Genomic DNA, 25,433 nt, shown 5'->3' on the forward strand with positions numbered 1-25,433 from the left:
GGTGATGTGAGGCTAGCCGTCGGACGGGGCCAAAGCACTACTTGGAAGGGGCCGCCGAGTACTCGATTTTGGTGTATCTCGCGGGGGGTGAAATCGAGTGGAAAGGGCCATTACCTGACTTCTCCGCGAGCGGTACTCGTCTTTCTCAGAGGCTATGGTGCGGGCCGTCCTGAGGCCCCTACCTTGATCGGCATGACCAGTGGAAACGGGGCCCTGGCGATCGATATCGTCGTTCCGGTCTTCAACGAAGAGCTCAGCCTGAGCGCATGCATCACGACGCTCGTGGAGTACCTCGACGACGCGTTCCACGTCCCGTGGCGCGTGACGATCGCCGACAACGCGAGCACCGACCGCACCCAGGAGATCGGCGAGGCGCTCGCCGAGGAGTACGACGGCGTCGTCTATCGGCGGCTCGCCACGAAGGGGCGCGGGTACGCGCTCCGCGACGCGTGGGCGGCGTCGCCGGCGCAGGTCGTCGCGTACCTCGACGTCGACCTCTCGACCGACCTCGCAGCGCTTCCGCCGCTCATCGCACCCCTCCTCTCGGGACACTCGGACATCTCGATCGGCACACGGCTCCGCAGCGGCTGCCGCGTGGTCCGCGGGCCGAAGCGCGAGTTCATCTCCCGCACGTACAACGTGATGCTGCGCAGCGCGCTCGGCGTGCGCTTCTCCGACGCCCAATGCGGGTTCAAGGCCATGCGGGCGGAGGTCGCGCGGGCGCTCCTGCCCCACGTCGAGGACAACAAGTGGTTCTTCGACACCGAGCTCCTCGTCCTCGCCGAACGCGCGGGCCTCCGCATCCACGAGATTCCCGTCGACTGGACCGACGATCCCACGAGCACCGTCGACATCAGGCAGACCGCCATCGACGACATGCGCGGGATCATGCGCGTCGCGGGGTCTCTCGCGCGCGGCAGGGTGCCGCTCGCGGCCATCTACGCAGAGCTTGGACGGCGCCCGCTTCTGCCCGGGCGGGCGCCGTCCTTCTTCGGCCAAGTGCTGCGCTTCGGCGCCGTCGGCGTCTTCTCGACCCTCGCCTTCGCGCTCCTGTACCTCCTCCTCCAGCCGGGCCTCGGGGCGCAGCTCGCCAACTTCTCGGCGCTCCTCATCACCGCGGTGCTCAACACAGCGGCCAACAGGCGGTTCACGTTCGGCATCCGGGGGCCCGAACGCTACAGCGTCCAGCAGTTCCAGGGGCTCATCGTCTTCGGCCTCGCGTGGGGGCTCACGGCGTCGTCGCTCCTCGTGCTGCACGCGGCGGCTGCGCAGCCCGGCGCGACCGCCGAGCTCGTGACGCTCACCGCCGCGAACATCGTCGCGACGATCCTGCGGTTCGCCCTCCTCAAGGCGTGGGTCTTCAGGGCGCAGACGACGACGGCGCGGGGCTCGGGAGATCAGGTCGCCGCAACGAGCAGGGCCTCGGCGGCATGAGCGCGGTAGCCGCCGCCGAGGCCGGGCTCCGCCGGCGGCGCGGCGCAGGAGTTTCGGCGGCCCTGGGCACGTGGGCCCGCAGCAGCACCGTGCATCGCGTGTTTCTCGCTCTCCTGTCGGGGGCGCTCTATCTCCCTGGACTCGATCAGAACGGGTGGGCCAACGCGTACTACTCGGCCGCGGTACAGGCCGCCGCTAAGAGCTGGACGTCCTTCTGGTTCGCGAGCGCCGACATGGGCAACTTCCTCTCCGTCGACAAGCCTCCGCTGGGCATCTGGGTCATGGCCCTCTCGGCACGTGTCTTCGGCTTCAATGTGTGGTCGATGCTCGTTCCGCAGGCCCTCATGGGCATCTGCACCGTGCTCCTCGTCTATGCGATCTGCCGCACGTTCCTTCCAAGTGCTTACGCGCTGTTCGCAGGTGCCGCGACGGCCACGACGCCGGTCGCGACCGTCATGTTCCGCTACAACAACCCCGACGCGCTGCTCGTGCTCCTCATGACGGTGGGCGCGTGGGCCACATTGCGCGCCGTGCGGCGACCGTCTCTTGCGTGGTCGCTCGTGATCGGAGCCTCGATCGGACTCGGCTTCATGACCAAGCAGCTGCAGGTGCTCTTGATCGCTCCTGCGGTGGCCGTGTGCCTTCTGGGAACACGGCGCACGTCGTGGCACCAGAAGCTCCGACAAGCTGCCATCGCCGTGGCCACCGCGCTCGCGACAGGACTGACGTGGTTCGTCGCGGTCAGCCTCGTGCCAACCGGCTCGCGCCCGTTCATCGGCGGTTCGCGGACCAACAGCATCTGGGATCTCACGCTCGGGTACAACGGTCTGGACCGGCTGACCGGACTCGATGCGTCCCGCACGGGGCCGGCCACGGAGGGCACGGACCCTGCATCTGGATTCATTCGCTTCATCTATCCCAATTACGCAGGTCAGATCTCGTGGCTGCTGCCCCTCGCGGTCGTGGCCACTGTCTTCGTGCTCTTCTTGGCAATGCGCCGCCGACTGGGATCGGTGCCCCTGCCAGTCACGTTCGCCTGTTTGTGGTGGTGGACCAGCGTGCCCGTTCTGGCGTACATGGGTGGGATCATTCACCCCTACTATTCGCTTGTGCTCGTCTCGCCGACTGCGATGCTTGCGGCGTGGGCGCTCCGGATCGGCCTGCATCGAAGCGCACGCCGATGGACTCGCCGAACTCTAGCCATCGGCATTCTCGCCACGATGCTGATGAACCTCATCATCATCGGCCTGTACACGCGAGGCTACGCGTTTCTCGCCGACGCGATCGTCCTGATGGGAGCTGTGGCCTGCGCCGGGCTCGTGCTCTCAAGGACGCCGCCGTTGATCATCGCTCGCGTTATCGCGGGGCTCACAGCTGCTGCGCTCATGACGGGCCCGCTGGTGTGGTCTGCCGTGACCGCCTCGTCAGGGCACGTGGGGTCCGCACCCAATGCTGGCCCCCCGGGCGTCATCGGTGTAACGGACTCTCCAGATCACCGCGGCCTGCTGCCGTCGATGACACCACCGAGCGAATCGATCATGCTCGGCGTCACGCCCAACGCAGAGCTCGCCGGACGCATCGATTCGGCGACCACGCAGACAGGTTGGAACGCGGCTGCAGTGGGCGGGCAGAACGCCGCGCTTGCGACCCTCGCAACGGGGGTCCCGGTCCTTCCACTCGGTGGGTTCGACGGATCGGATCCGACGCCCACCCTTGAACAATTCCAGCAGTTGGTGGTCCAAGGTCGAGTGGGCGGGCTCGTGCTCGGAACCCTCCCGCTAGGGGCACAAAACGGGAGCGAGAGCCAACGGATTGTCGATTGGGTCCAAAAGACCTACAGCAGCAGCGCCTACGGGTCGCTCACCTTCTATTCTTTCGGGGAGACGCGATGACCCTCCAGATCTTGAGGCCCCAGTTGACCGAACGCAGAACCCGCGGACGGTCCGCGCGCCACAGGGGCCGTCGCTGGACCTCCGAATGGGCCGTCGTCGGCGGATTGGCCGTGGCGGCCCTGTCCCTTTACCTCTACCGACTGGACCTCAACGGCTGGGGGAACCCCTTCTACGCCGCGGCTGCACAAGCCGGTGCCCACGACTGGAAAGCCTTCTTCTTCGGCTCCCTCGATTGGGGCAATTCCATTTCGATTGACAAGCCGCCACTTTCAGTCTGGCCGTCCGCCATCGCCGTTCGACTCTTCGGCCTCTCCTCCTGGAGCGTCCTGGCCCCACACGCAATCCTCGGCGCTGCCACGGTCGTCGTGTACTACCTCACCGTACGCCGCGTATTTCCGCGGTGGACGGCGCTCACGGCGAGCGTGTTCTATATGACAACACCGGTTGTCTTTTTGATGTCGCGGTTCAACAATCCGGAGGCCACCACCGGATTCCTCGTGGCGTTGGGGTTCTATTTCGCCGTCCGGTCCCGGGAGAGCACACGCTGGGCCCCCTACCTGCTGTGCGGAACGATGTTCGGCCTCGGCTTCATGGCGAAGGAGGTCCAAGCGTGGATCCCAGTGCCGGCAATCGCGGCCGGTCTCCTGATCTTCGGGGCAGGAACTGCGGGCCAACGGTGGCGGCGGGTGCTCGCGTCCGGAGCATGCATGCTCACGACCGGATTCGGGTGGATATTTATCGTCGACTCTGTCAGTGCAGTGAACCGGCCTTATGTGGGCGGCTCGCTAGGCAATAGCGCCCTCGAGCTGGCATGGGACTACAACGGCTTGGCCCGTTTCATACAAGTCGACGCCCCAGGCCTTACGTATGACGGGGGACCAGGGAGACTTTTCAATGCGAACCTGTCCGTAGCGGCTGGCTGGCTCGTCCTGCCCGCCCTAATGGGTTCCGTGCTCGTGCTGGTCTACGCTTGGCGACGGCTGAACCGGAGCCAGCAGTTTCTCAGCACCGCCTCTGCGGCAGTGTTCCTCACGGTGGCCCTGGTCCTATCGTTCATGGGCACCATGCTGCATTCGTATTACACCCATTCCCTCGCCCCGTGGGCGGCCCTCACGACGGCAGCCGCTTTGCACATGCTGAGGCAGTCCGCGGATCGATGGGCACAGCGTGCATTGACCGTCGTGGTCATCGGAGCCGGGGTTTATGGACAGCTGCGCATCATTGAGTACGGGATACAGTGGCCAGTTTGGGTGCCTTGGGCCGTCGGGGGGATCGGCGTCGTGGCGGCCGCGGCTCATTTTCTCGCCACCCCGCCACGACGAGCGCTGCAAGCCGGGGCCGCGTTGCTCGCCGCGGTAGCCCTCGGTGCAGCACCTGCGGCAAGCAACATTTTCACGGCATCCCAGCCGCAGGAGGGCACCAATCCCGCCTCGGGATCTACCAGCCGTTACCCCATGGCACTCAAGAATGTCCTCGATGACGTCCGAGCCTCGCCCGAGCTGTCGTGGGCAAAAGAGGTGGATTTCGGCGCCCCACCTGACCCCCGACTCATCAGTTTGATGCACGAGGCCTCAGGCTCGTCCACGTGGACCTTAGCAACTTACAGCGCCCAGAATGTGGCGCAATATCAGCTCGCGTCCGATACACCGGTCATGTCGATCGGTGGCTGGCTCGGCTCAGACCCGACCCCAACTCTGGCGCAGTTCCAAGAGCTAGTTCGACGTGGCCGTGTCGCCTACTTTGCCGATTTCACCATCATCCGAGATCGGCCCGATGAACTGAGCCCCGAAGCCCGCTCCATCGCGGCATGGGTGGAGAAGAATTTTCCGGTCGTGATGACCGGCGAGCCGACGGTCTACGACCTGAGAACTCCGCCGCCCTAGAAACACGGAAAAGGCCCGCCCCAGGAACGGGGCGGGCCTTCCGAGCGTCCGCTCGTTGAGCGGTGGCGAAACGACTAACGCTTCGAGTACTGCGGAGCGCGGCGGGCCTTCTTGAGACCGGCCTTCTTGCGCTCGACCACGCGGGCGTCGCGGGTCAGGAAGCCGGCCTTCTTGAGGGCCGGGCGGTTGTTCTCGACGTCGATCCCGTTGAGCGCGCGGGACACGCCGAGGCGCACGGCGCCGGCCTGGCCCGAGGGGCCACCGCCGTGGATGCGGACAACGACGTCGTAGGCACCCTCAAGGTCGAGGAGCTTGAACGGATCGTTGACTTCCTGCTGGTGGAGCTTGTTCGGGAAGTAGTTCTCGAGCGTGCGGCCGTTGATGGTCCACTGCCCGGAGCCGGGAATGACGCGCACGCGGGCGACGGCCTGCTTGCGGCGGCCGACGGCGGCACCAGACACCGTGAGGGCCGGGCGCTCGCGCTTGACGGCCTCGGCGGTCGGAGCGCTCTCGCTCGTGTAGCTGGTCAGGTTCTCCTCGGCCTCAGCGGCCGGGTTGAGCTCGTCGTTCTGAGCCACAGTGTTCTCCTTGGTGAATTCTTGGGTAGTGGCCAGGACTACTGAGCGACCTGGGTGATCTCAAAGGTCTTCGGCTGCTGCGCCGTGTGCGGGTGGTTCGGGCCCGCGTAGACCTTGAGCTTCGAGATCTGCTGGTCCGCGAGCTTGTTCTTCGGAAGCATGCCCTTGACGGCCTTCTCCACGGCGCGAACCGGGTTCTTCTCGAGGAGCTCGGCGTAGGTCACGCTCGTAAGACCGCCCGGGAAGCCTGAGTGCCGGTAGGCGCGCTTCTGGTCGAGCTTGGCACCCGTGAGAGCGACCTTCTCGGCGTTGATGATGATGACGAAATCGCCCATGTCCATGTGGGGGGCGTAGGTCGGCTTGTGCTTCCCGCGCAGCAGTGTTGCGGTCTGGCTGGCAAGACGACCAAGGACGACGTCGGTGGCATCGATGATGTGCCACTGACGGTTGGCGTCGCCCGGCTTCGGAGTGTACGTACGCACAGTTATTGCCTTCGTTCTCGGTCTTGGTAGGCGCCGTGAGGTGCACCTGTGTACTTCAGTGCGCTACCGGAGAAGAGGTGAGGACTCTACCGACCAGTCATCCCTGGGCCTCGAATGCGCCGGCGGGTTGGTGGGTCCTGCAACTGGACACCCGACGGACACGTCCCATCGAGGTAGGACACGCACAACGACTATCAAGGGTACCGCGTCCGCCGCAGGCCGGTCAAAGCGAGGCGCGGCCCCGCGCACCCCGCCCTCAATCACAGTACCTACTGAGTACTCGGAGGGTGATGCGAGTACCGCTTCCGTAATCACGTATCGAAAAGACGAGTACCGGCTACGGATGGCGGGGAGTCTCCGGAGTGGGAGCTTTATATGCGTCAGCTCCCGACGACGCTCGAATTGGGGGTCGCCGCCCCGGAGCCGGCTAAATCTTCTCGAAAAGGAAATCGTCATGAACGCTCTCATGGTCTCCCTCCTCACTTTCTGGAACGACCTCAAGGACCGCGCGAACGGAGAAAAAGGCGCAACGGCGACGGAATATGCGCTCCTCATCGCCTTCGTTGCTCTGGTCATCATCGTCGGCGCAGGACTTTTCGGCACCGCCCTCAGCAACTGGTTCTCGGACCTGGCCACCAACATCGGCAGCTGGGCCAAGGCCGCTGCCTGAACGCGATGGAGGCGGGCGGCAGATTTTGCCGCCCGCCATCATCTCTTTCCTGGACATAGCGAACCAAAGACGGGGGCTAGCGTGCGATCCACCAATCGACAAAGACAGCGCGGTGCAGTGGCCGTCGAATTTGCCATCATCGCGCCGCTGCTTCTTGCGCTCCTCGGCGGCATAGTCGAGTTCTCGCGCATTTACAACGCGCAGATCCTCGTCACCAACGCGGCCCGCGAGGCCGCGAGGACGATGGCCCTCACGAACGATGCCAATGCCGCAACCAGCGCAGCGCAGAAGGTGGCCTCGCCCTACACGGTGACCGTTACCTTCTCGCCGAGCTCATGCACCTCGGGGAGCCAGATTGCCTCGAATGTGGCATCAGACGTCAGCCTGCTGACCGGCAACTGGCTCGGGTTTGGCTCATCCATTCACATCACGGGAGTAGGAGCTATGCGATGCGGTGGCTGAGACTTCGCCAAGGACATGCCGAGAACGAGCGCGGGGCCGTGGCTGTCATTGTCGCTATCGTCGTGATCGCGCTCATTGGCATGGGCGCCATGGCGGTCGACATCGGCCGCGTCGCGGCGGAGAAGGCCCAGCTCCAGAACGGGGCTGACGCGTCTGCGCTCGCGATCGCCAACTATTGCGTCAAGAACGCGGCGTCCTGCCAGAGCACGGGACCGTCTCTCGCCACTCAGTACACGCCGGCCAACTCCAACGACAGCACTGCCGTCGTGCAGTCCGTGACGTTCCCCACAGCAAGTACGGTCACTGTCGGTACCTCGACGCCCGCATCTGGTCTTTCACTGGGCTTCGCCCATGCTCTCGGCTTCAGTTCGGAGCAGGTCCAGGCGGGCGCGACGGCCACGTGGGGTCCTCCTGGGAAGGGGAGCGGATTCCCGTTCGCATTCTCGAGCGCGTGCTACGACATCTCACCGACGACATCGGCAGGCCAACCTCAGCAATTCAGCTACAAGCCGGGCATGTACTGCACGGGACCGTCAGGCTTGCAGATACCAGGAGGCTGGGGCTGGTTGGATAACACAAACTGCCAGACGAGCACGGTGGCCGGGCAGACGAGCATCGGATCCGATCCAGGAAATAATCTGCCATCAGGATGCCTGGCAATCCTTCAGACGTGGGTCGACACGATCAACGCCGGAGGCGAGGCTGATGTTGTCTTCCCAATTTTCGATACCGTCACAGGAACCGGCACAAACGCTTCGTATCACATCACCGGCTACGCCACGTTCAAAATGATCGGCTGGAAGCTAGTAGCCAACAATAGCGCTCCTGGCAGCTTTCGAAACACGGCAGCCGCCCTGACCAGCCTCGGCATCAGTTCCTCCCTGGCCTGTAGCGGTGGGACCGACCGCTGCGTCATCGCCCAATTTATTCGGTTCGACCTCTCAGATCCGAGCTTCGTAATAGGAAACGGCCAGAACTACGGATCAGAGATCGTTTCACTGATCAATTAGCGCTAGAAGGGAATTACCATGAGAACCCGCCTACTGGGAGGCGTGGCCGCTCTGATTGTCGCAGTCATCGGCACCGTGCTTCTCCTCACCTATGTCAACGGCGCCGACCGACGCGCCTTCGCGAATGTCGAGACGGAAGACGTCTACGTCGTCCAGAAGACGATCCCCGCCGGCACCGCGGCGGCGAGCCTTGGCGATTCCGTCGCCAAGAAGACCCTTCCCAAGGCGGCCATCGCCGCGAACGCCGTCACAGACCTTGCGGCAGTCCAGGGCAAGGTGGCCTCTGTAGACCTCCAGCCTGGCGAAGACCTTCTCACGAGCCGCTTCGTTGACCCGACGGCCGCCGCAACCTCTGGCCGCGCCAACGTGCCGGCAGGGATGCAGGAAGTGACCATCAAACTGCCCATCGAGCGCGTTGTTGGGGGCGCTCTCGCCCCGGGCGACACGGTGGGCATCCTGATCTCCTTCGGCGCCGACAACGGCCAGCCAGCCCAGACTCAGCTCACCTACAACAAGGTGCTCCTCACCGCGGTGCAGCTCTCCTCCGGCGCAAACGCGCGGGACACGTCGACGACACAGACTGCCGCGAGCGGAGGCTCAGGTATCGGAAGCGCGAGCAGCAACTCGGGGGGCGATTACCTCGTGACGTTCGCCCTCGCCGCCGCAGATGCCCAGCGCATCGTCTACGCGGTGGAGTTCGGCAAGGTCTACCTCACCAAGGAGCCGGCGAACGCGCAGCTGAACGCGTCGGGCACCATGGACAGGACGAGGGTGTTCCAATGAGCCGCTTCGCGTTGATCACCGCAGACGCGGAATTCGACCACGATGTTCGTCTGGCCGCGGCCAGCCTACCGGGGAGCGTCCAGGTATTCCGAGCGGACTACTTGCCCGCCACGATCGACGACGTCTTCAGGCAACTCGTCGGCGAACCACTTGAGGTGCTGGTGTTCGGCCCGGACCTGCGGGCCGAAGAAGTTCTCAAATTCGCCGCCGCGGTGGATGTCCGCTTTCCGCATGTGAGCCTCGTCTACGCCGCGGAGCCCACGCCCGAGCTGACCATCGCGGCCATGAGGTCGGGAGTGCGCGACATCCTGTCGGCGTCAACCCCGGTCGAAGCGCTTCGATCGCGCCTTGAGGAGGCCGCGGCGTCGGCCGCGTTCCGCTACTCCGCCGCACCTGTGGGCGATGGAGAGGATCCCCATCAGGGGCGCGGTCGCGTCATCACCGTGATGTCTCCCAAGGGAGGGGTCGGCAAGACGACAATCTCGACCAATATCGCCGTCGGACTCGCGAAGACCGCGCCGCTTTCGGTCGTCGTCGTCGACCTGGACCTGCAGTTCGGCGACGTTGCGAGCGGCCTCATGCTGGATCCTGAGCGCACGGTGCTCGACGCCGTGAACGGGCCCATGGACGCTCTATCGCTCAAGACGTACCTGACTCACCACTCCACGAACCTCTACGCGCTGTGCGCCCCGAGGAACCCCGCGGATGCAGACCGGATCTCGGCCCCGAGCGTAGGAGAACTCATCTCCCGCCTCGCAGCTGAATTCCAGTACGTAGTCATCGATACGTCGCCAGGTCTCGGAGAACATGTCTTGGCGGTTCTCGAACAGGCCACCGACGTCGTCTGGGTGTGCGGAATGGACATTCCGAGCGTGCGGGGTCTCAAGTCAGGGCTCGAGATCCTCGCGGAACTGCACATGCTTCCCGAGCGACGTCACGTGGTCGTCAACATGGCGGACAGGAAATCCGGGCTCACGCTTCAGGATGTGGAGGCGACGGTCGGCGTTCCCGTCGACGTGGTCCTGCCGCGTTCCCGGATGCTCCCCATCTCGACCAACCGGGGCGTCCCCGCACTCCAGGATGGCTTCCGCGACGCAACTGTCAAAGGCCTTCGCCAGCTGGTCGAGCGCTTCAAGCCCACGTGGCAGGAGCGCGACCGCAAGGCCGTGCACCGGAGGGTGGTGTTCCAGTGAGTCTCATCGAACGTCTTCAGGCGGCACGCGGCGGCGCAGGCCAACCGGCCGAGTCTGCTGAGGCCGGAGTCGGTCCCCAGGCAGCTCAGGAGCCGCCGAGCTCCTCACCCGACGCGCAGTCGGCGACCCTGGGGGTTCGAGTGACCGCCCAGGCCGCTGCCGTCGCAGAGGCCCGCCTCGCGGACAGCGAGCCGAACCACGGCAGCGTGCGCGCGAGCCAGGCGCTCCGCGAGCTCAAAGAGAAGGCCTCAGCCGAGCTATACGACCGGGTTGGGAGCCGCATCACGGACTCGAGCATGAGCGAGAGCGAGCTCGGGGACTATGTTCGCGGCGAGCTCCGCGGCGTCGTCGCCGAACAGCAGGTTCCGCTCACGGCGAGCGAGCGCGAGCGGCTCATCGACGAGATCATGGATGACGTCCTAGGCCTCGGCCCGATCCAGCGCTACATCGACGACCCGAGCGTCACCGAGGTCATGGTCAACCGCGCCGACCAGGTCTACGTCGAGCGGCGGGGCCAGCTCTTCGCCACGGAGACGACCTTCACGTCCGAGGAGCAGCTGCGGCGAGTCATCGACCGCATCGTCTCCCGGGTCGGGCGCCGCATCGATGAAGCCTCCCCACTCGTCGATGCCCGCCTCGCCGACGGTTCTCGCGTCAACGCGATCATTCCGCCGCTCGCGGTCAACGGGGCAGCGCTCACCATCCGCAAGTTCTCGCGCGAGGCCCTCAGCGTCGAGAAACTCATCCAGCTCGGGACCCTCAATCCTGAGATGGCGGAACTCATGCAGGCGTGCGTCGAGGCCCGCATGAACGTGATCGTCTCGGGCGGAACGGGCACTGGGAAGACGACTCTCTTGAACGTCCTCTCCGGGTACATTCCGCACACCGAACGGATCGTCACGATCGAAGACGCCGTGGAACTCCAGCTCCAGCAGGATCACGTGATCCGGCTTGAGAGTCGCCCCCCGAACATCGAGGGCAAGGGCGCGATCACGATCCGCGACCTCGTCCGGAACTCCCTGCGCATGCGCCCCGACCGCATCGTGGTCGGCGAGGTCCGCGGCGGCGAGACGCTCGACATGCTCCAGGCCATGAACACCGGCCACGACGGCTCCCTCTCGACCGTCCACGCCAACTCCCCCCGCGACGCCGTCGCCCGCCTCGAGACCCTCGTGCTCATGGCCGGCATGGACCTCCCCCTGCGCGCCATCCGCGAGCAGGTCGCCTCCGCCGTGAACCTCATCGTCCACCTCACCCGCCTTCGCGACGGCACCCGCCGGGTCACCCACGTCACCGAAGTGCAGGGCATGGAGGGCGACGTCGTTACGCTTCAGGACGCATTTGTGTTCGACTACGGGGCAGGCATCGATGCCAACGGCCGGTTCCTCGGGAAGCCCATGCCGACCGGAGTCCGCCCCCGCTTCGTCGAGCGCTTCGCCGATTTGGGCATCAAGGTCAATCCGTCGATCTTCGGCCTCCATGCTGGACGGCGGTGACAACGATGGATTCGCCAATAACCCTCGCCCTGGGGCTCCTCTGCATCTATGCCGCCCTCGGCGTAGTCCTTGCCCTCGTCTTCAAATCCCGCCGCATCGTCCCCCTCAGCCGCAGACGGCCCGACGCTCCCTCATCCGTCTCAACGCTCACCAAAGTCACGGAATCCGCAGTCGAGGCAATCAACAAGACCCTCAAGGGAAAGCAGCTCCGATTCATCAAGGCCGACAAGTTCGAGCAGGCCGGCCTCAAGATGCGCGCTGCGGACTTCGTCCTCATCTGCGCAGCGGCCTTCCTGATGGCCGGCGTCGTCGGCTTTGTGATCGCGGGAATCGGACTCGGCTTGCTCTTGGCGATCCTCGCTCCCGCGGGAATGCTGTTCTGGCTCAATCTGAAGGCGTCGCGACGCCAGGCCAAGTTCGCCGAGCAGCTTCCCGACACGCTTCAGATGCTGGCCGGAAGCATGCGCGCCGGACACAGCCTCATGCGGGCAGTCGACGCGGCATCCGGCGATGCAGAAGCGCCCATGAGCGAAGAACTGCGCCGGATCGTCAATGAAACGCGCATCGGGCGCGACCTCATCGATTCGCTGCTCGACACAGCAGCGCGGATGAAGTCGCAGGATTTCCAATGGACGGCGCAAGCCATTGAGACGCAGCGGGAAATCGGAGGCAATCTCGCCGAGGTCCTCGAAAACGTCAACGAGACGATTCGGGAGCGCGCCGCGCTAGTCCGTCAAGTCCAAGCTCTCAGCGCGGAAGGACGCGTCTCGGCCTACGTCCTCGTCGGAATGCCCATCGTCATGCTCGTCATCTTGTGCCTCATCAACCCGACCTATGCGCCGACATTCTTCGGAACTGTGCCGGGTTGGCTCATGTTGGCGGGCGCAGCCGCGTTGCTCGGCGTCGGGTCTTTCTGGCTGAGCCGGCTCATCAAGCCGAAGTTCTGAAGGAGCGCAACATGTCATTCCTTGCTCTTGCCGCGATCCTCGCCATCGTCGCGCCTATCAGCCTCCTGACCTGGAGCCTCATCACGGCGGACCGTTCCACGCGCAAGCGGGTCCAGCTCAACCTCGGACTGTCCAAGGCCATCAAGAAGGCGCCGTCCTCCGTGCCGGAGCTGGTCGTCGGTCTCTCACGACGTTCCCTTCCTACCGGGTATGTCGCGTGGCTGGACAAGAAGCTGGCCGGCGCCGGGCGCCCCAAGAGCTGGCCGATGGAAAAAGTCCTCGTCGCAAAGCCGATCGTGGCTCTTTGCCTCATCATCCTCGGGCTTCTTGCTTTTAGCCGTGCTCTCAGTCCGCAGGCGGTCTTGGGCATTCTCGCCGTCGGAGCGGCGGGTTACTTCCTCCCTGACCTACTCCTCAACAACACTGCCCAAAAGCGCCGAAAGGCTATGCACCTGGCGCTCCCCAACATGCTCGACCAGATGCTCATCTCCGTCGAGGCGGGTGTCGGTTTCGAGGGTGCCATGGCGAAGGCCGCCGAGAACAGCAGCGGCCCGCTGGCCGACGAATTCGTTCGGACGCTCCAGGACATCCAGGTCGGCCGTTCCCGGCACGAGGCGTATCTCGATCTCGCGGAACGCTGCGGCTTCTCCGAGCTACGGTCCTTCATCCGCGCCGTCGTCCAAGCAGATCAGTACGGCATCGCGATCGCCAACGTGTTGCGCAGCCAGGCCAAGGAAATGCGGCTCAAGCGCCGGCAAAGAGCCGAAGAACACGCCATGAAGATCCCCGTGAAGGTCCTCTTCCCACTCGTCATCACCATCCTGCCGGCGATGTTCGTCATCATCCTCGGCCCCCCGATCATCAACGTCATCCGGATGTTCTCATGAAAGACCGACACACGCCCCCCATCGCGAGCGCTGCCGGCCCAGATGAATCCGGCAGCACATCAACTGAGTACGCGGTACTCGTTGGCTTCATCGCCTTTGCGATCACCGCCGGAGCCACGATCTTCGGAACTGCCCTCGGCAACGTGTACTTCACCCTGGCCCACGTTCTCTCTTCGATGCTCAACGCGAAATGAGCGGGCGTCGGCCGACCAATATGGTCCGCACAGACTGGAGTCCCCTCCCGGTACCCAGAGCCTGGAGGGGACTCCGCCCCTTGTCCCATGCTGTGGATCAGCACCGCAACTCACTCAATGCGTTGCGGCTCCTCTTCGCAGGCGCCGTGATCGTCTCCCACGCATGGCTGCTCGGCAACTATGGTCCTGAACCAGCCCTCTTCGGGATCAACCTCGGCAGGGCCGGGGTCATGGGCTTCTTCGCGATATCTGGCTACCTCATCACGCTCAGCGCCCAGCATTCGCGTTCGGTCAGTGAATACGCTCTCGCCCGCTTCGCACGAATTTACCCTGCACTCATTGCCGCGAGCATCGCGGTAGCGTTCGTTGCTGCGCCGATCGGGGCAATCCTCACCGGCGGTAGCTACGATCTGGGCGGCGCATTCGCGTTCCTCGGCGCGGCTCTCGCGCTGACCATTGGCTTTCTGGGGCCGCCTCATATCGGCACCTCCCTCTTGGGGAATTACGATGCCGACACCTGGAACGGTCCGCTGTGGACGCTTTCCTGGGAAGCACTGTGCTATGTGATCATCGCGATAGTCGTGATGGCCGCCCGCCGCAGGACGGACGCAGGGAGAGCGTCGCTGGGTGCCGTCGTCCTCTTCGTGGCAGTCACCAGCCAGATCACCGTGCGGCTTCAAGGAGGTGTCATCACCAGCATCGTGGATGTCGCGATGCCTCTGATGGCTTTCTTCCTTGCCGGCTCGGTCCTGGCGCACTTCCGCGAGCGCATCCCCGTGGGCTTGGTTCCCATCATCCTGGCCTCGGCCGCCGCGTGGGCTCTCCTCGCCTCCGGCCTCGGCTCTGTTCTGGCGCCGCTGCCCCTCTCCTACCTCGTCCTGTGCGCCGGCTCACTCCGACCGTTCGCCCGGATCGGCGCGCGGTACGACATCTCCTACGGGGTGTACATCTACGGCTGGCCGATCCAGCAGCTCCTTGCAGCTCTCCACGTGCCAGCCACGATGCCGCCGCTGGGCTATGCGGCCCTCACGCTCGTCGCCGTCTGGCCTCTTGGGTTCCTGAGCTGCGTCCTCGTCGAGCAGCCAGCCCAGCGGTGGCGGCGCGCGTGGACCGCTAGGCGAAACGCCAGACAGCCGCAGCTCATAGCCGATTAGTTCCGCGCGAAAGACTCAGGAAACCCGCAAGAATCCGATCATCCCCCAGGACTCCCCCAAGGTTCCCCAAGCTTCCGCGCAGATTCGCTCCGCGGGCTTCCTAGCGCTCCTAACGTCGATGGTGTGGCAGGCACTCGGGCCAGCCGACATCCCCCAACAGGAGCCAAAAATGCTTTCGTTCATCGCAACCCTGCACGTCCTCGGCATCAAGGCCAAAGAGCGCGTCCTCTCGGGCGAGAAGGGCGCCACGGCCGTCGAGTACGGCATCATGGTGGCCCTCATTGCGGTCGTCATCATCGTCGCCGTGACCCTCCTCGGCGGCAACCTGAAGACGATGTTCAACAACGTCGCCACCCAAGTCCCCACCACCGCCCCGTGATCCGCTCCGTGATCCGCCGCGCGTGGTCCGGCGAGAAGGGTGCCACGGCCGTCGAGTACGGCATCATGGTGGCCCTCATTGCGGTCGTCATCATCGTCGCCGTCACGCTGCTCGGCGGGAACCTCCAAGCGCTGTTCAACAACGTCGCCGGCCAGGTCCCCACCACCGCACCGTGATCCGCTCGCGGCGCCCGGGCCGGGCCCCCGCCCGCCCGGGCGCCCCTACCAGACACCGTCCCGCCTGACGTCCGCATGAGGAGCCTGCCATGCTGCCCACGACCCGCGAGCGGGGTGCCGTCGCCGTCGAGTTCGCGCTCGTACTGCCGGTTCTGCTCGTGCTCGTGCTCGGCATCATCGACTTCGGCCGGCTGTTCAGCGCCCAGCAGACGCTCACCTATGCCGCTCGCTCCGGTGCACGCGTCATGGTGCTCCAGAACAGCTCGACCGCAGCGATCGCTGCGGCGCAGACGGCGGCGTCGCCTCTCGGCACGCTCTCGACGTCGGCCTTCTCTGTCTCCCCCACGACGTGCGCCGCGGGAACGCAGGTCACCTTCACGGCGAACTACACGCTCAAGGGCACGGGCTTCTTCTGGGCAAGCTTCCCGCTGACCGGAACGGGGGTCATGCTGTGCGGCGGCTAATGCGCTACGCAAAGTCACAGTACGACGGCGGCGCTCACCGCGAGCGCGGAGCAGTCGCCGTGGTCACGGTGCTCCTCCTGTTCGTGCTGCTCGGCGCGGCGGCGCTGGCCGTCGACGGCGGCATGCTCTATGGGAAGCGCGCCCAGCTTCAGAGCGGTGCCGACGCGGCGGCCATCGCCGTCGCGCAGAAGTGCGCCAAGTCGCTCACCGACCCGGACTGTGTATCCACGTCCACGCTCGCCACGTCTCTCGCGCAGTCGAACATGGCTGCTAAGCAGGCGGGCATTGCCTCGCTCGCGATCAACACCACGGCACAGACCGTCACGGCGACCACCCAGCCCCTCCAACCCGGAATGCAGCCCGGCTCGGTCTCCCTCTTCCTCGCTCAGACGATCGGGATCCGGAGCGCCGCTCTGGGCGCGACAGCGCAGGCAGCGTGGGGCAGCCCCAGCACGGGGATCGCGCCCTTCCCGCTCACGTTCTCGGTCTGCCAAGTGGTGGGCCAAGTGGACGGAGGAGCCCAGCTTCTCCAGGACCACGGATCTGGGGCCAACCCGAGCTGCAACTATGGCCCCTCCGGGCTGGTAGTTCCGGGCGGCTTCGGCTGGCTCGCGCAGAACCCGGGCCAGTGCGGCGCGACCATCAACATCGCCTTGGCTGAGGGCGGGAGCGCTCCTGGCAGCAGCCCGCCGGCGAACTGCGACGCCGTCTTCCAGCAGTGGTACACCACGCTCCAGAGCGGCCAGAATCCGGTGGTCCTGCTCCCCGTCTTCACGGCAGTGGTGGGGACGGGAACCGGCGCGATCTACACGCTCGCCGGCTTCGCGGCCTACAAGGTGATCGGGTGGAAGTTCTCGGGCGGCAACTCCTCGTCGACCCCACCGCAGTACGTCTACAACAACGATCCGTCCACGGTGGACAAGAGCCTCTGGTGCGACGGCAACTGCCGCGGCATCATCGGCCAGTTCGTCACCTACGTCACCCTCGACAACACCTACCAAGTCGGCCCCTCGACCCCTTTCGGCGCCACCATCGTGCGCCTCACGCAGTAGGACCAGGAGCATCGTGAAGTCAAGACTCGTGGCTGGCGCCGCAGCCCTCGTCGCAGCCATCATCGGCGTCGTCCTGGTGATCTCGTACGCCAACGGCGCGGACGCCCGCGCCCAGGCGGGAATGCAGCCGACCGACGTGCTCGTCGTGGTCAAGGCGGTGCCCCAAGGCACGCCGTCCGAGCAGCTCGGGGACTCCGTAAAGCTCAAGACCCTTCCGGCCGACGCGATTGCACCGACGGCGCTCCACTCCCTCGACGGGATGTCCGGCAAGGTTGTCTCGACCGCCCTCCAGCCAGGCGAGCAGCTCCTCTCGGAACGCCTCGTGGCCCCGAACTCGCTCGCCCAGCCCGGCACGGTCCCCGTGCCGGCGGGCCTCCAGGAGGTCTCGTTCCAGCTCAGCCCAGATCGGGCCGTGGGCGGCAAGCTCCAGGCGGGCGATACGGTCGGCATCTTCCTCTCCTTCGACCACGGCGCGGTGCCGACGGGCGGCCCCGAGAGCACGGAGCTCGCGTTCCACACGGTGCTCCTCACGTCAGTTCAGGGCGGCCAGGCGACGACGGACAGCTCCTCCTCCACCACGAACGCGAAGCCCGCGACCGTGCCCCTCATGATCACGGTCGCCGTCACCGACGTGCAGGCGGCGAAGATCGTCTTCGCTGCCCAGTTCGGCACCATCTGGCTCAGCAAGGAGCCGGCCAACGCCGCACACAGCAACACAGGCCCGATCGAGCGGGGGAAGGTGTACCAGTGAGCCGCTTCGTGCTGATCTCCCCGAACCCGGACTTTGCCGAGCGCATGCGGGCGGCGGTCGACGGCGCCCTGCCGGGCGGGCTGAAGGTCGTCGCCACCGCGGAACTCCCCGAGCAGCCCGAGCAGCTTTTCGAGTATCTCGGCGGGGTGCGTCCCGCCGTCGTCGTCCTGGGGCCGGCGGTCTCGCTCGAGGGCGCCCTGCGCCTCGCCACGGTCTTCGATGTCCGCTTCCCCGACGTGGCCGTGCTGCTGGCGGCCGACGCCGACGCGGACCTCATGCTCCAGGCGATGCGCACGGGCGTGCGAGACGTCGTCTCCCCCGGGGTCGAGCCCGAGCAGCTGCGCGTGGTGCTCCAGCGCTCGGTCCAGGCTACGGAGAGCCGACGCCGCGAGGCGGTGGGCCCAGTGGCCGAGGCCCACCGCGGGCGGGTGATCGGCGTGTTCTCCCCCAAGGGCGGCGTCGGCAAGACGACGCTCGCAACGAACATCGCCGTCGGCCTCGGCAAAGCCGCGCCGCTCGGCGTCGTCATCGTCGACCTCGACCTCCAGTTCGGGGACGTCGCGTCCGGCCTCGACCTCGACCCCGAGCACACGGTGACGGATGCCGTCACGCGTGCCGCGGCGCAGGACTCACTCGTGCTCAAGGCGTTCCTCACGCTGCACCCGGCGGGCATCTACGCCCTGTGCGCGCCGAAGGACCCTGTCGATGCGGACAGCATCACGCCCGAGCAGGTCGGGCGCCTCATCCGCCAGCTCGCCGAGCAGTTCGAGTACGTGGTCGTGGACACGGCCCCGGGCCTCGGCGAATGCACGCTCGCCGCGCTCGAAGAGTGCTCCGACGGCATCTGGGTCACGGGGATGGACGTCCCGGGCGTGCGCGGCCTGCGCTCGAGCCTCGACGTGCTCGGCCGTCTCGGGCTGCTTCCCGAGGCGCGGCACCTCGTGCTCAATATGGCGGACGCGAAGACCGGGCTCAGCGTCCGCGACATCGAGGCAACCGTCGGCGTGCCGGTCGACGTGAGCGTTCCCCGCTCGCGGCTCGTCGCCTACTCGACGAATCGGGGCATCCCCGTCCTCCAGTCCTCGCGCCGTGACCGGGCGACGGCGGCCCTCGGCGAAGTCGTCGACCGGCTCAGCCCGTCCGGCGCCGCGCGCAATCGCCGTCGTCAACATCGAAGGGTCGTCGTCTCGTGAAGCTTTCAGAGCGCTTCAGCATCGCCGAAGGCCGGCCGGCTGCGGATGCCGCGGATCCGGCCGTGAGCGAGTACGCGACTCCGGCCGTGCCCGCCGCGTCGGGGCTCGGGGCGGCAGCACTGGCGGCGGCTCCGGCGGGAACCGCGCCGCGGAACGGACCGTCGGACGCCTTGGCCGGCCTCAAGCAGCGGGCCGCCGAGGCCCTGTATGACCGCATGGGCTCGCGCTTCGGCGACTCCGGCGCCACGGAAGAGGAGCTGCGCTCCGCGGCGCGGGACGAGCTGACCCGCATCATCGACGACGAGCACGTGCCGCTCAGCGCCACCGAGCGCTCGCGCCTCCTGCGCGACATCGAAGACGACGTGCTGGGCTACGGCCCGCTCCAGCGGCTGCTCGACGACGACGACGTCACCGAGATCATGGTCAACCGCCACGACCAGATCTACATCGAGCGCAAGGGCAGGCTGCAGCTCGCGGAGGTGCGGTTCAACTCGGAGGCTCAGCTGCGCACCGTCATCGAGCGCATCGTCTCGAAGGTCGGCCGCCGCATCGACGAATCGTCCCCGCTCGTCGACGCGCGCCTCTCGGACGGCTCGCGCGTCAACGCCGTCATCCCCCCGCTTGCCGTCGGCGGTTCGTCGCTCACCATTCGGAAGTTCGGCAAGATCCCGCTGACGGTGCGCGACCTCGTCGGCTTCGGGACGCTCAGCCTCGAGATGGCCGAGCTCCTCCAGGCGTGCGTCAAGGCCAAGCTCAATATCATCGTCTCGGGCGGAACGGGCACGGGAAAGACGACGCTCCTCAACGTCCTCTCGGCCTTCATCCCCGACGGCGAGCGGATCGTCACGATCGAGGACGCCGTCGAACTCCAGATCCAGCAGGAGCACGTCGTGCGCCTCGAGAGCCGCCCCCCGAACACCGAGGGCAAGGGCGAGATCACGATCCGCGACCTCGTCCGCAACTCCCTCCGCATGCGGCCCGACCGCATCGTGGTCGGCGAGGTCCGCTCGGGCGAGTCGCTCGACATGCTCCAGGCCATGAACACGGGCCACGACGGCTCGCTCTCGACCGTGCACTCGAACTCTCCCCGCGACGCGATCGCCCGCCTCGAGACCCTCGTGCTCATGGCGGGCATGGACCTTCCGCTCCGAGCCATCCGCGAGCAGATCGCCTCCGCGGTCAATCTCATCGTGCAGATCTCGCGCCTGCGGGACGGCACTCGGCGCATCACGCACATCACCGAGGTGCAGGGCATGGAGGGCGACGTCGTAACGCTCCAGGACGCGTTCGTCTTCGACTACGCCGCGGGGGTGGACGCCAACGGACGATTCCTCGGCAGCGCCGTGGCGACCGGCGTGCGCCCGCGCTTCCTCGAGCGCTTCGAGGATCTCGGCATCCACGTCCGGCCCAGCATCTTCGCAACGCCGACCAGCCACGCGCAGGAGCAGCCATGGAAGTGATCCTGGGGTGCGGCCTGATCCTCGCGGGCGGCGCCGTGACGTCGGTGCTCGCGCTGCGGCCCGGCCACCAGGCCCTCCCGGCCTCGCGCCGCAGGCCCCCACAGGCGACCGGCAGCTCCGCCTTCGGGAAAGCGACCGAGAGCGCCACGGACGCGCTGCAGGCGTGGCTCACGAAGCACCGCGTAGGCCTCGTCTCGCCCGAGTCCCTCGACCTTGCCGGGATGCGGCTCCGCCAGGCGGACCTGCTCGTGCTCGTCGCGAGCGGCGCCGCCGCGTGCATCGCGCTCGGCCTGCTCGCGGGCAACCTCGCGCTGGGGCTCCTCCTCGCCCTCCTGATGCCATTCGTGCCGCGCGTCGTCGTCCGCTTCCGCATCGCCTCGCGGCGGAAGCGATTCGACACGCAGCTCGGCGACACCCTGCATCTCCTCTCGGGCGGCCTGCGCGCGGGTCACAGCATCCTGCGCGCCATCGACGCCGCAGCCGCCGAAAGCCCGGAGCCGACGGCGCACGAGATGCGCCGCGTCGTGCACGAGACGGCCCTCGGCCGTGATTTGCTCGCCTCCCTCGAGGACACCGCAACGCACATGGAGAGCCAGGACTTCCTCTGGGTCGCGCAGGCGATCCAGATCAACCGCGAGGTGGGCGGCAACCTTGCCGACGTGCTCGACCAGGTCAACGAGACGATCCGCGAGCGCAGCGAGATCAAAGGCCACATCTCGGCGCTTGCGGCCGAAGGGAAGTTCTCGGCGTACATCCTCATCGCGCTGCCCTTCGCGATCGTGCTCCTGCTCGAGCTCGTCAACCCCACCTACATGACCGTCATGTTCACTGACCCGCTCGGCTGGGCCATGATCGCGGCCTCCGCGGTCCTCATGTTCATCGGCAGCATGTGGCTCAAGAAGATCATCACCATCAAGTTCTAGGCAGGCAGCCATGACCATCCCACTCGTCGCAGCCGCCCTCGTGGCCACCGCCGTCGGCGCCCTCTGCTGGTCGCTCCTGTCGGTCGACCGCCGCGAGGCCCGTGCGGTGCGCCGGAATCTGGGCCGCGGCATCGAGGCCGTGGCCGGGCAGGAGTCCGAATCCGGCCTTCTCGTGGCCCTCGAACGGCTGGCCCGGAGGCTCACCCCCGAGTCGTACGTCCGCCGCCTCGATCGGCTCCTGGCCCTCGCCGGCCGCCCGTCGTCGCTTCCGCTGGGCCGGCTCCTGGCCGCCAAGCCCGCGCTCGGCGGGCTCGGCGCCGTCGTCGGGGGGCTCCTCCTCTCGGTGGGGTCGGACCCGATCATGCGCCTCGTCGCGCTGTTCTGCGTCGGGCTGGGCTACATGCTGCCGGACCTCCTGCTGCTCAGCCGGGGCATGGAACGCCAGACCACCATCCAGCAGGACCTCCCCAACACGCTCGACCAGCTCCTCATCTCCGTCGAGGCGGGGCTCGGCTTCGAAGCGGCACTGTCCCGCGCGAGCACGACAGGCAAGGGCCCGCTCTCCGAGGAGCTCACGCGCACGCTTCAGGACATGCAGGTGGGGCGCTCGCGGCGCGAAGCCTATCTGGGACTCGCCGAACGGACGACCGCGCCGGAGGTGCGGAGCTTCGTCCAGGCGGTGGTCCAGGCGGACGCCTACGGCATAGCCATCTCCCGGGTCCTGCGCGTCCAGGCGAAGGCGATGCGCGTGCGCCGCCGCCAGCGCGCCGAGCAGCAGGCCATGAAGCTTCCGGTGAAGGTCCTCTTCCCCCTGCTGCTTTTTATCTTTCCAACCCTGTTCATCGCGATTCTGGGGCCGGCTGTCATCAATACCATTGCTACATTTTCGGGACGGTAGTGTTCGCATGATGGGGAAAAGGGAGACGGTCATGACGGCACCACCCAGCGTCCCGCCCGAGGAGGCAGGCAGGATCCTGCCCCTCGTCGACCCGGACGCCCTGCGGATGCTGGCCGAGGACGTCGGGCCCGAAACGGCGGCGTCCTTCGCGCGCGACTTCGTGAGAATCTGGCCGCAGCGGCGCGAAGCGCTCGCGGCAGCTCTGCAGGGGACGGACCTGACTCGGGCGATCGACGCCGCGCTGAGCCTGCGGACATCCTCGGTCATGGTCGGCGCCAGTCGCCTCGCGGCGCTGTCCGAAGGCCTCGAGCGCCGGCTCCGCGCCGACGGCTTCGACGCGGCGGCCGGGCATCTCCCGGAGGTCGCGGAGTGCGGCGAACTGACCGTCGACGCCTTGCGCGAGGACGACGGCGGGGTTCGCTAGCGCGTCGGCCTCGCCGCAGCCCGGGGGCCGAGCGGGCTCACGAGGCGGGCGCCAAGCGGTAGCCGACCCCGCGCACTGTCACGAGCCACCGGGGGCTCCGGGGGTCGTCGCCCAGCTTGCGCCGGAGGTTGCCGAGGTGGACCTCGACGGCGCGTTCGTCGGCATCGCTCACGTACGAATCGTCGCGGGCGCGTTCGCCCCGCGCCACGCGGACGAGTTCGGCTCGCGTGATGACGGCTCCGCCCGCGCGCAGGAGCGCGTGCAGGAGGTCGAATTCGGTGCGGGTCAGGTCCAGAGGCGTCCCGACGAGTGCGGCCGTCCGCGCCCTCGGGTCGAGCGTGAGCCCGCTGTGCCGGAGGAGCATCGGCGGTACCGGGCTCTGGGGCGCCGTGGCCGTCCCCCGGTAGCCTCCGGCCGCGGCGTCGTCGGGCTGGCCGCTGCCGCCGCGCGGGGAGGCGGGCACCGCCCCGACGACCTGACCGTCGTCCCGCGCCTCGGCCCCCGATCCGGCCCGGGGCCGCCGCAGCATGGCCGAGATCCGCGCGCGCAGCTCGCGCGGGCGGAACGGCTTCGTGAGATAGTCGTCCGCGCCTGACTGCAGCGCGAGCAGCGTGTCCGATTCCTCGTCGCGGCCCGTGAGCATCACGACGTACGCGTCGCTCGCGGACCGGATGCGGCGCAGCACTTCGAACCCGTCGATGTCGGGCAGACCGAGGTCAAGGGTCACGACGGCGGGATCCTCCCGCCGCGCGATCTCGGCTCCCTCGCGGCCCGTCGAGGCGCTCATCACCTCGAATCCTGCCTGACGGAGAACGTCCTCCACGAGGTGACGCACGTCGTCGTCATCCTCGACCACAAGGGCGAGTCCAGGATCTTCCATCTCGGTCTCCTCTGCCACAACCATCGACAGCTTTGTCACTGGGACTTAGATTCATTGTCATACTCTCATTCTGGGGGCGAATATGACACTGCCTGATCTGTCATTGGGGGCTACTGAGGGAGGAATCGTGTCTACCGGTGAGCAGGCCGTGGTCCGTCGGGCCCAGCGTTACCTCAGACATGCGGGCGCGAGGTCCCGGCTCGCGCTCTGGCAGCTTCCGCTCATCTCGACCTGCATCCTCGCGATAGCCGTCCAGCCCCAGGAATGGGCAAGCCCTGTGGCCCGGCCGCTCGTCATCGCCGGAGTGGTCGTCCTGGGAGCAGCGTGCGCCGCGTGCCTCATGGCTCCCTGGGACCGCCTGCCCCCTGGGGCGGCGACCGCTATTCCGCTCGCCGATCTCGTGGCCATCGGCCTCCTGCGCAACGCCCCCGGCAACGGGCTCCTCGGGCTCGTCACGCTCGCGATCTTCCCCATCATCTGGATCGCCGCCACCATGCGCTCGGCCGTCTGGTCCCTCGTGCTGTCCTTCGTCTTCCCGCTGCTCATCACCCTGCCCACTATCGGGGGCCGGACGACCGTGAGCTCGGCCGTCCTCGTGTCGGTCCTCATGCTCACGATCGCCGTGGCGATCCGGGCGACCACGGCCGGCCTTCGCGTCCAGGAGCGCGAGCTCCGGACCCAGCGGGCGCGCCTCAGACGCCTCCTCCTCGAATCCCAGTCGACGGAGCGGCTCGTCGCAGCCATCCTCGAGGCCGCGAGCGTCGGCATCGTCGCCGTCGACCCCGAGGGCCTGCCGGTCCGCACGAACCGGCGCTTCCGCGAGCTCGTCGCCCCCTTCGGACGGTCCACCACCGTGGCCGCAGCGGGAGACGCGCCCCTTCCCCTCTTCGCGCGAGACCACCGAACCCCGCTCTCACCCTCGCAGCAGCCGCTCCGCAGGGCCGCCGACGGCGAGCAGATCGACGGCGAGATCGTATGGCTCGGGCAGGGCTCCGACGCGATCGCCCTCTCCATCGCATCGCGCCCCGTGAACGGCCCGAGAGGCGGCGCCGTCGTCGCCTTCGGAGACGTCACGGCACTCGCGAACGCCGCAGAGGACAAGGCCGAGCTCATCCGCACGGTGGCCCACGAATTCCGTTCCCCCCTCACAGCAGTGCTCGGCAATCTCGACCTCGTCCTCGAATCCGAGGCGCTCACCGACGTCGACCGGTCCCGCCTCGAGGTCGCCCAGCGGAGCGCCGAACGTCTCCTCAACCTCGCGGCAGACTTGGTCGCGTCGTCGTCGCACTCCGTGCCGATCCGCCTCGAGGAAGCGGATCTCGGCGCGGTCCTCGCTGCCCGGGCCGAGGCGGCCCGCCTCGCCGCGGTGGCCGCGGGCGTGCACATCACCGTCGACGTCGACGACACGCTCCTCGCGCGCGCCGACCCGCTGCGCGTCGGGCAGGTGGTCGACAACCTCCTCTCGAACGCCATCAAGTACTCGCCCGACGGCGGGACCGTCACCCTCCGTGGGGTTCGCGACGACGGGTGGGTCACCGTCAAGGTCCGCGACAGCGGCATGGGCATCGCCCCCGGTGACCGCGAACGCATCTTCGAGCGCTTCTTCCGGACCTCCGAGGCCCGGCGCTCCGAGATCCCCGGAGTCGGTCTGGGCCTCGCGATCAGCAGTTGGATCGCGGAGCGGCACGGCGGCCGCCTCGACTGCGAGAGCGAGCCCGGCCAGGGCAGCGTCTTCACCCTCCGGCTCCCCGTTGCCGGTCCCGTCTAG

Annotated in this window: 27 protein-coding genes; 24 read left to right on the forward strand and 3 right to left on the reverse strand. The window is 67.1% G+C overall.

Going from position 1 to position 25,433, the window contains the following annotated elements; all coding sequences use genetic code 11:
• The first annotated feature begins 192 nt into the window (after window positions 1–192).
• From SPF06_RS01655 to SPF06_RS01665, 3 genes are read left to right on the forward strand one after another with little or no spacing between them, the layout of a single operon-like run.
• The gene (locus SPF06_RS01655; protein ID WP_323277180.1) at window positions 193–1,434 is read left to right on the forward strand and encodes a bifunctional glycosyltransferase family 2/GtrA family protein; all 1,242 of its coding nucleotides are present in this window, start codon (window positions 193–195) and stop codon (window positions 1,432–1,434) included.
• Window positions 1,353–3,326 carry an ArnT family glycosyltransferase gene (locus SPF06_RS01660; RefSeq protein ID WP_323277181.1) on the forward strand — a complete coding sequence of 658 codons (1,974 nt, stop codon included), beginning with the start codon at window positions 1,353–1,355 and terminating at the stop codon, window positions 3,324–3,326. The genes SPF06_RS01655 and SPF06_RS01660 overlap by 82 nt, the downstream gene beginning before the upstream one ends.
• Window positions 3,323–5,209 carry an ArnT family glycosyltransferase gene (locus SPF06_RS01665; RefSeq protein ID WP_323277182.1) on the forward strand — a complete coding sequence of 629 codons (1,887 nt, stop codon included), beginning with the start codon at window positions 3,323–3,325 and terminating at the stop codon, window positions 5,207–5,209. Before SPF06_RS01660 ends, SPF06_RS01665 begins: the two co-directional genes overlap by 4 nt.
• Window positions 5,210–5,283: 74 nt before the next feature.
• Here the strand turns inward: SPF06_RS01665 and rpsI are convergent, their stop codons facing one another.
• Window positions 5,284–5,787 (reverse strand): 30S ribosomal protein S9, encoded by a 504-nt coding sequence (gene rpsI / locus SPF06_RS01670; RefSeq protein ID WP_323277183.1) that lies wholly within the window; start codon window positions 5,785–5,787, stop codon window positions 5,284–5,286.
• Window positions 5,788–5,825: 38 nt separating this feature from the next.
• Window positions 5,826–6,269, reverse strand: a complete 444-nt coding sequence (rplM, locus tag SPF06_RS01675; protein ID WP_323277184.1) for a 50S ribosomal protein L13 — start codon at window positions 6,267–6,269, stop codon at window positions 5,826–5,828.
• A 454-nt stretch (window positions 6,270–6,723) separates the two neighbouring features.
• On the opposite strand from rplM, the gene SPF06_RS01680 reads away from it, so the two are divergent.
• The 20 genes from SPF06_RS01680 (at window position 6,724) to SPF06_RS01775 (ending at window position 22,785) form a co-directional block, all read left to right on the forward strand.
• Window positions 6,724–6,939: a Flp family type IVb pilin gene (locus tag SPF06_RS01680; protein WP_323277185.1), complete on the forward strand. Its 216-nt coding sequence runs from the start codon at window positions 6,724–6,726 to the stop codon at window positions 6,937–6,939.
• A gap of 117 nt (window positions 6,940–7,056) precedes the next feature.
• Window positions 7,057–7,401 carry a TadE/TadG family type IV pilus assembly protein gene (locus tag SPF06_RS01685; RefSeq protein WP_323277186.1) on the forward strand — a complete coding sequence of 115 codons (345 nt, stop codon included), beginning with the start codon at window positions 7,057–7,059 and terminating at the stop codon, window positions 7,399–7,401.
• Between the two features lie 38 nt (window positions 7,402–7,439).
• Window positions 7,440–8,411, forward strand: coding sequence for a Tad domain-containing protein (locus SPF06_RS01690; RefSeq protein ID WP_323277187.1), 972 nt, complete (start codon window positions 7,440–7,442; stop codon window positions 8,409–8,411).
• Window positions 8,412–8,429: 18 nt separating this feature from the next.
• On the forward strand, window positions 8,430–9,194 hold the full coding sequence (cpaB, locus tag SPF06_RS01695; RefSeq protein WP_323277188.1) for a Flp pilus assembly protein CpaB: 765 nt from the start codon (window positions 8,430–8,432) through the stop codon (window positions 9,192–9,194).
• Window positions 9,191–10,387: a CpaE/TadZ family protein gene (locus SPF06_RS01700; protein ID WP_323277189.1), complete on the forward strand. Its 1,197-nt coding sequence runs from the start codon at window positions 9,191–9,193 to the stop codon at window positions 10,385–10,387. The genes cpaB (SPF06_RS01695) and SPF06_RS01700 overlap by 4 nt, the downstream gene beginning before the upstream one ends.
• Window positions 10,384–11,883, forward strand: coding sequence for a TadA family conjugal transfer-associated ATPase (locus SPF06_RS01705; protein ID WP_323277190.1), 1,500 nt, complete (start codon window positions 10,384–10,386; stop codon window positions 11,881–11,883). Before SPF06_RS01700 ends, SPF06_RS01705 begins: the two co-directional genes overlap by 4 nt.
• 5 nt (window positions 11,884–11,888) lie before the next feature.
• Entirely contained in the window at window positions 11,889–12,830 is a 942-nt protein-coding gene (locus SPF06_RS01710) for a type II secretion system F family protein (RefSeq protein ID WP_323277192.1), read from the forward strand.
• Window positions 12,749–13,717: a type II secretion system F family protein gene (locus SPF06_RS01715; RefSeq protein WP_323277193.1), complete on the forward strand. Its 969-nt coding sequence runs from the start codon at window positions 12,749–12,751 to the stop codon at window positions 13,715–13,717. Before SPF06_RS01710 ends, SPF06_RS01715 begins: the two co-directional genes overlap by 82 nt.
• On the forward strand, window positions 13,714–13,911 hold the full coding sequence (locus SPF06_RS01720) for a Flp family type IVb pilin (protein WP_323277194.1): 198 nt from the start codon (window positions 13,714–13,716) through the stop codon (window positions 13,909–13,911). Before SPF06_RS01715 ends, SPF06_RS01720 begins: the two co-directional genes overlap by 4 nt.
• Before the next feature lie 92 nt (window positions 13,912–14,003).
• The gene (locus SPF06_RS01725) at window positions 14,004–15,065 is read left to right on the forward strand and encodes an acyltransferase family protein (RefSeq protein ID WP_323277195.1); all 1,062 of its coding nucleotides are present in this window, start codon (window positions 14,004–14,006) and stop codon (window positions 15,063–15,065) included.
• Between the two features lie 169 nt (window positions 15,066–15,234).
• Window positions 15,235–15,444, forward strand: coding sequence for a Flp family type IVb pilin (locus SPF06_RS01730; RefSeq protein ID WP_323277196.1), 210 nt, complete (start codon window positions 15,235–15,237; stop codon window positions 15,442–15,444).
• A complete protein-coding gene (locus SPF06_RS01735) occupies window positions 15,441–15,620 on the forward strand; it encodes a Flp family type IVb pilin (RefSeq protein ID WP_323277197.1) in 180 nt (59 codons plus the stop codon). Before SPF06_RS01730 ends, SPF06_RS01735 begins: the two co-directional genes overlap by 4 nt.
• An 89-nt stretch (window positions 15,621–15,709) precedes the next feature.
• On the forward strand, window positions 15,710–16,084 hold the full coding sequence (locus SPF06_RS01740; RefSeq protein ID WP_323277198.1) for a TadE family protein: 375 nt from the start codon (window positions 15,710–15,712) through the stop codon (window positions 16,082–16,084).
• A complete protein-coding gene (locus tag SPF06_RS01745; protein WP_323277199.1) occupies window positions 16,084–17,136 on the forward strand; it encodes a pilus assembly protein TadG-related protein in 1,053 nt (350 codons plus the stop codon). Before SPF06_RS01740 ends, SPF06_RS01745 begins: the two co-directional genes overlap by 1 nt.
• 13 nt (window positions 17,137–17,149) lie before the next feature.
• Window positions 17,150–17,887, forward strand: coding sequence for a Flp pilus assembly protein CpaB (gene cpaB, locus SPF06_RS01750; RefSeq protein WP_323277200.1), 738 nt, complete (start codon window positions 17,150–17,152; stop codon window positions 17,885–17,887).
• Window positions 17,884–19,080 (forward strand): CpaE/TadZ family protein, encoded by a 1,197-nt coding sequence (locus SPF06_RS01755; protein ID WP_323277201.1) that lies wholly within the window; start codon window positions 17,884–17,886, stop codon window positions 19,078–19,080. Before cpaB (SPF06_RS01750) ends, SPF06_RS01755 begins: the two co-directional genes overlap by 4 nt.
• A complete protein-coding gene (locus SPF06_RS01760; RefSeq protein ID WP_323277202.1) occupies window positions 19,077–20,540 on the forward strand; it encodes a TadA family conjugal transfer-associated ATPase in 1,464 nt (487 codons plus the stop codon). The genes SPF06_RS01755 and SPF06_RS01760 overlap by 4 nt, the downstream gene beginning before the upstream one ends.
• A complete protein-coding gene (locus tag SPF06_RS01765; RefSeq protein ID WP_323277203.1) occupies window positions 20,531–21,463 on the forward strand; it encodes a type II secretion system F family protein in 933 nt (310 codons plus the stop codon). The genes SPF06_RS01760 and SPF06_RS01765 overlap by 10 nt, the downstream gene beginning before the upstream one ends.
• 10 nt (window positions 21,464–21,473) lie before the next feature.
• Entirely contained in the window at window positions 21,474–22,361 is an 888-nt protein-coding gene (locus SPF06_RS01770) for a type II secretion system F family protein (protein ID WP_323277204.1), read from the forward strand.
• 31 nt (window positions 22,362–22,392) lie between these two features.
• On the forward strand, window positions 22,393–22,785 hold the full coding sequence (locus SPF06_RS01775) for an Hpt domain-containing protein (protein ID WP_323277205.1): 393 nt from the start codon (window positions 22,393–22,395) through the stop codon (window positions 22,783–22,785).
• Window positions 22,786–22,822: 37 nt separating this feature from the next.
• Here the strand turns inward: SPF06_RS01775 and SPF06_RS01780 are convergent, their stop codons facing one another.
• Window positions 22,823–23,665 (reverse strand): response regulator transcription factor, encoded by an 843-nt coding sequence (locus SPF06_RS01780; protein ID WP_323277206.1) that lies wholly within the window; start codon window positions 23,663–23,665, stop codon window positions 22,823–22,825.
• 127 nt (window positions 23,666–23,792) lie between these two features.
• Between SPF06_RS01780 and SPF06_RS01785 the strand changes: the two genes are divergently transcribed.
• Entirely contained in the window at window positions 23,793–25,433 is a 1,641-nt protein-coding gene (locus SPF06_RS01785; protein ID WP_323277207.1) for a sensor histidine kinase, read from the forward strand.

Source organism: Sinomonas terricola, from assembly GCF_034931225.1.
In the GTDB taxonomy this organism is placed as follows: Bacteria; Actinomycetota; Actinomycetes; order Actinomycetales; family Micrococcaceae; genus Sinomonas; species Sinomonas terricola.

Coding starts and splice junctions, on each gene's coding strand:
- SPF06_RS01655 (WP_323277180.1), top strand. CDS start 193: ATGACCAGTGGAAACGGGGCCCTGGCGATCGATATCGTCGTTCCGGTC.
- SPF06_RS01665 (WP_323277182.1), top strand. CDS start 3,323: ATGACCCTCCAGATCTTGAGGCCCCAGTTGACCGAACGCAGAACCCGC.
- SPF06_RS01680 (WP_323277185.1), top strand. CDS start 6,724: ATGAACGCTCTCATGGTCTCCCTCCTCACTTTCTGGAACGACCTCAAG.
- cpaB (WP_323277188.1), top strand. CDS start 8,430: ATGAGAACCCGCCTACTGGGAGGCGTGGCCGCTCTGATTGTCGCAGTC.
- SPF06_RS01700 (WP_323277189.1), top strand. CDS start 9,191: ATGAGCCGCTTCGCGTTGATCACCGCAGACGCGGAATTCGACCACGAT.
- SPF06_RS01710 (WP_323277192.1), top strand. CDS start 11,889: ATGGATTCGCCAATAACCCTCGCCCTGGGGCTCCTCTGCATCTATGCC.
- SPF06_RS01720 (WP_323277194.1), top strand. CDS start 13,714: ATGAAAGACCGACACACGCCCCCCATCGCGAGCGCTGCCGGCCCAGAT.
- SPF06_RS01730 (WP_323277196.1), top strand. CDS start 15,235: ATGCTTTCGTTCATCGCAACCCTGCACGTCCTCGGCATCAAGGCCAAA.
- SPF06_RS01740 (WP_323277198.1), top strand. CDS start 15,710: ATGCTGCCCACGACCCGCGAGCGGGGTGCCGTCGCCGTCGAGTTCGCG.
- SPF06_RS01745 (WP_323277199.1), top strand. CDS start 16,084: ATGCGCTACGCAAAGTCACAGTACGACGGCGGCGCTCACCGCGAGCGC.
- SPF06_RS01765 (WP_323277203.1), top strand. CDS start 20,531: ATGGAAGTGATCCTGGGGTGCGGCCTGATCCTCGCGGGCGGCGCCGTG.
- SPF06_RS01770 (WP_323277204.1), top strand. CDS start 21,474: ATGACCATCCCACTCGTCGCAGCCGCCCTCGTGGCCACCGCCGTCGGC.
- SPF06_RS01775 (WP_323277205.1), top strand. CDS start 22,393: ATGACGGCACCACCCAGCGTCCCGCCCGAGGAGGCAGGCAGGATCCTG.
- SPF06_RS01780 (WP_323277206.1), bottom strand. CDS start 23,665: ATGGAAGATCCTGGACTCGCCCTTGTGGTCGAGGATGACGACGACGTG.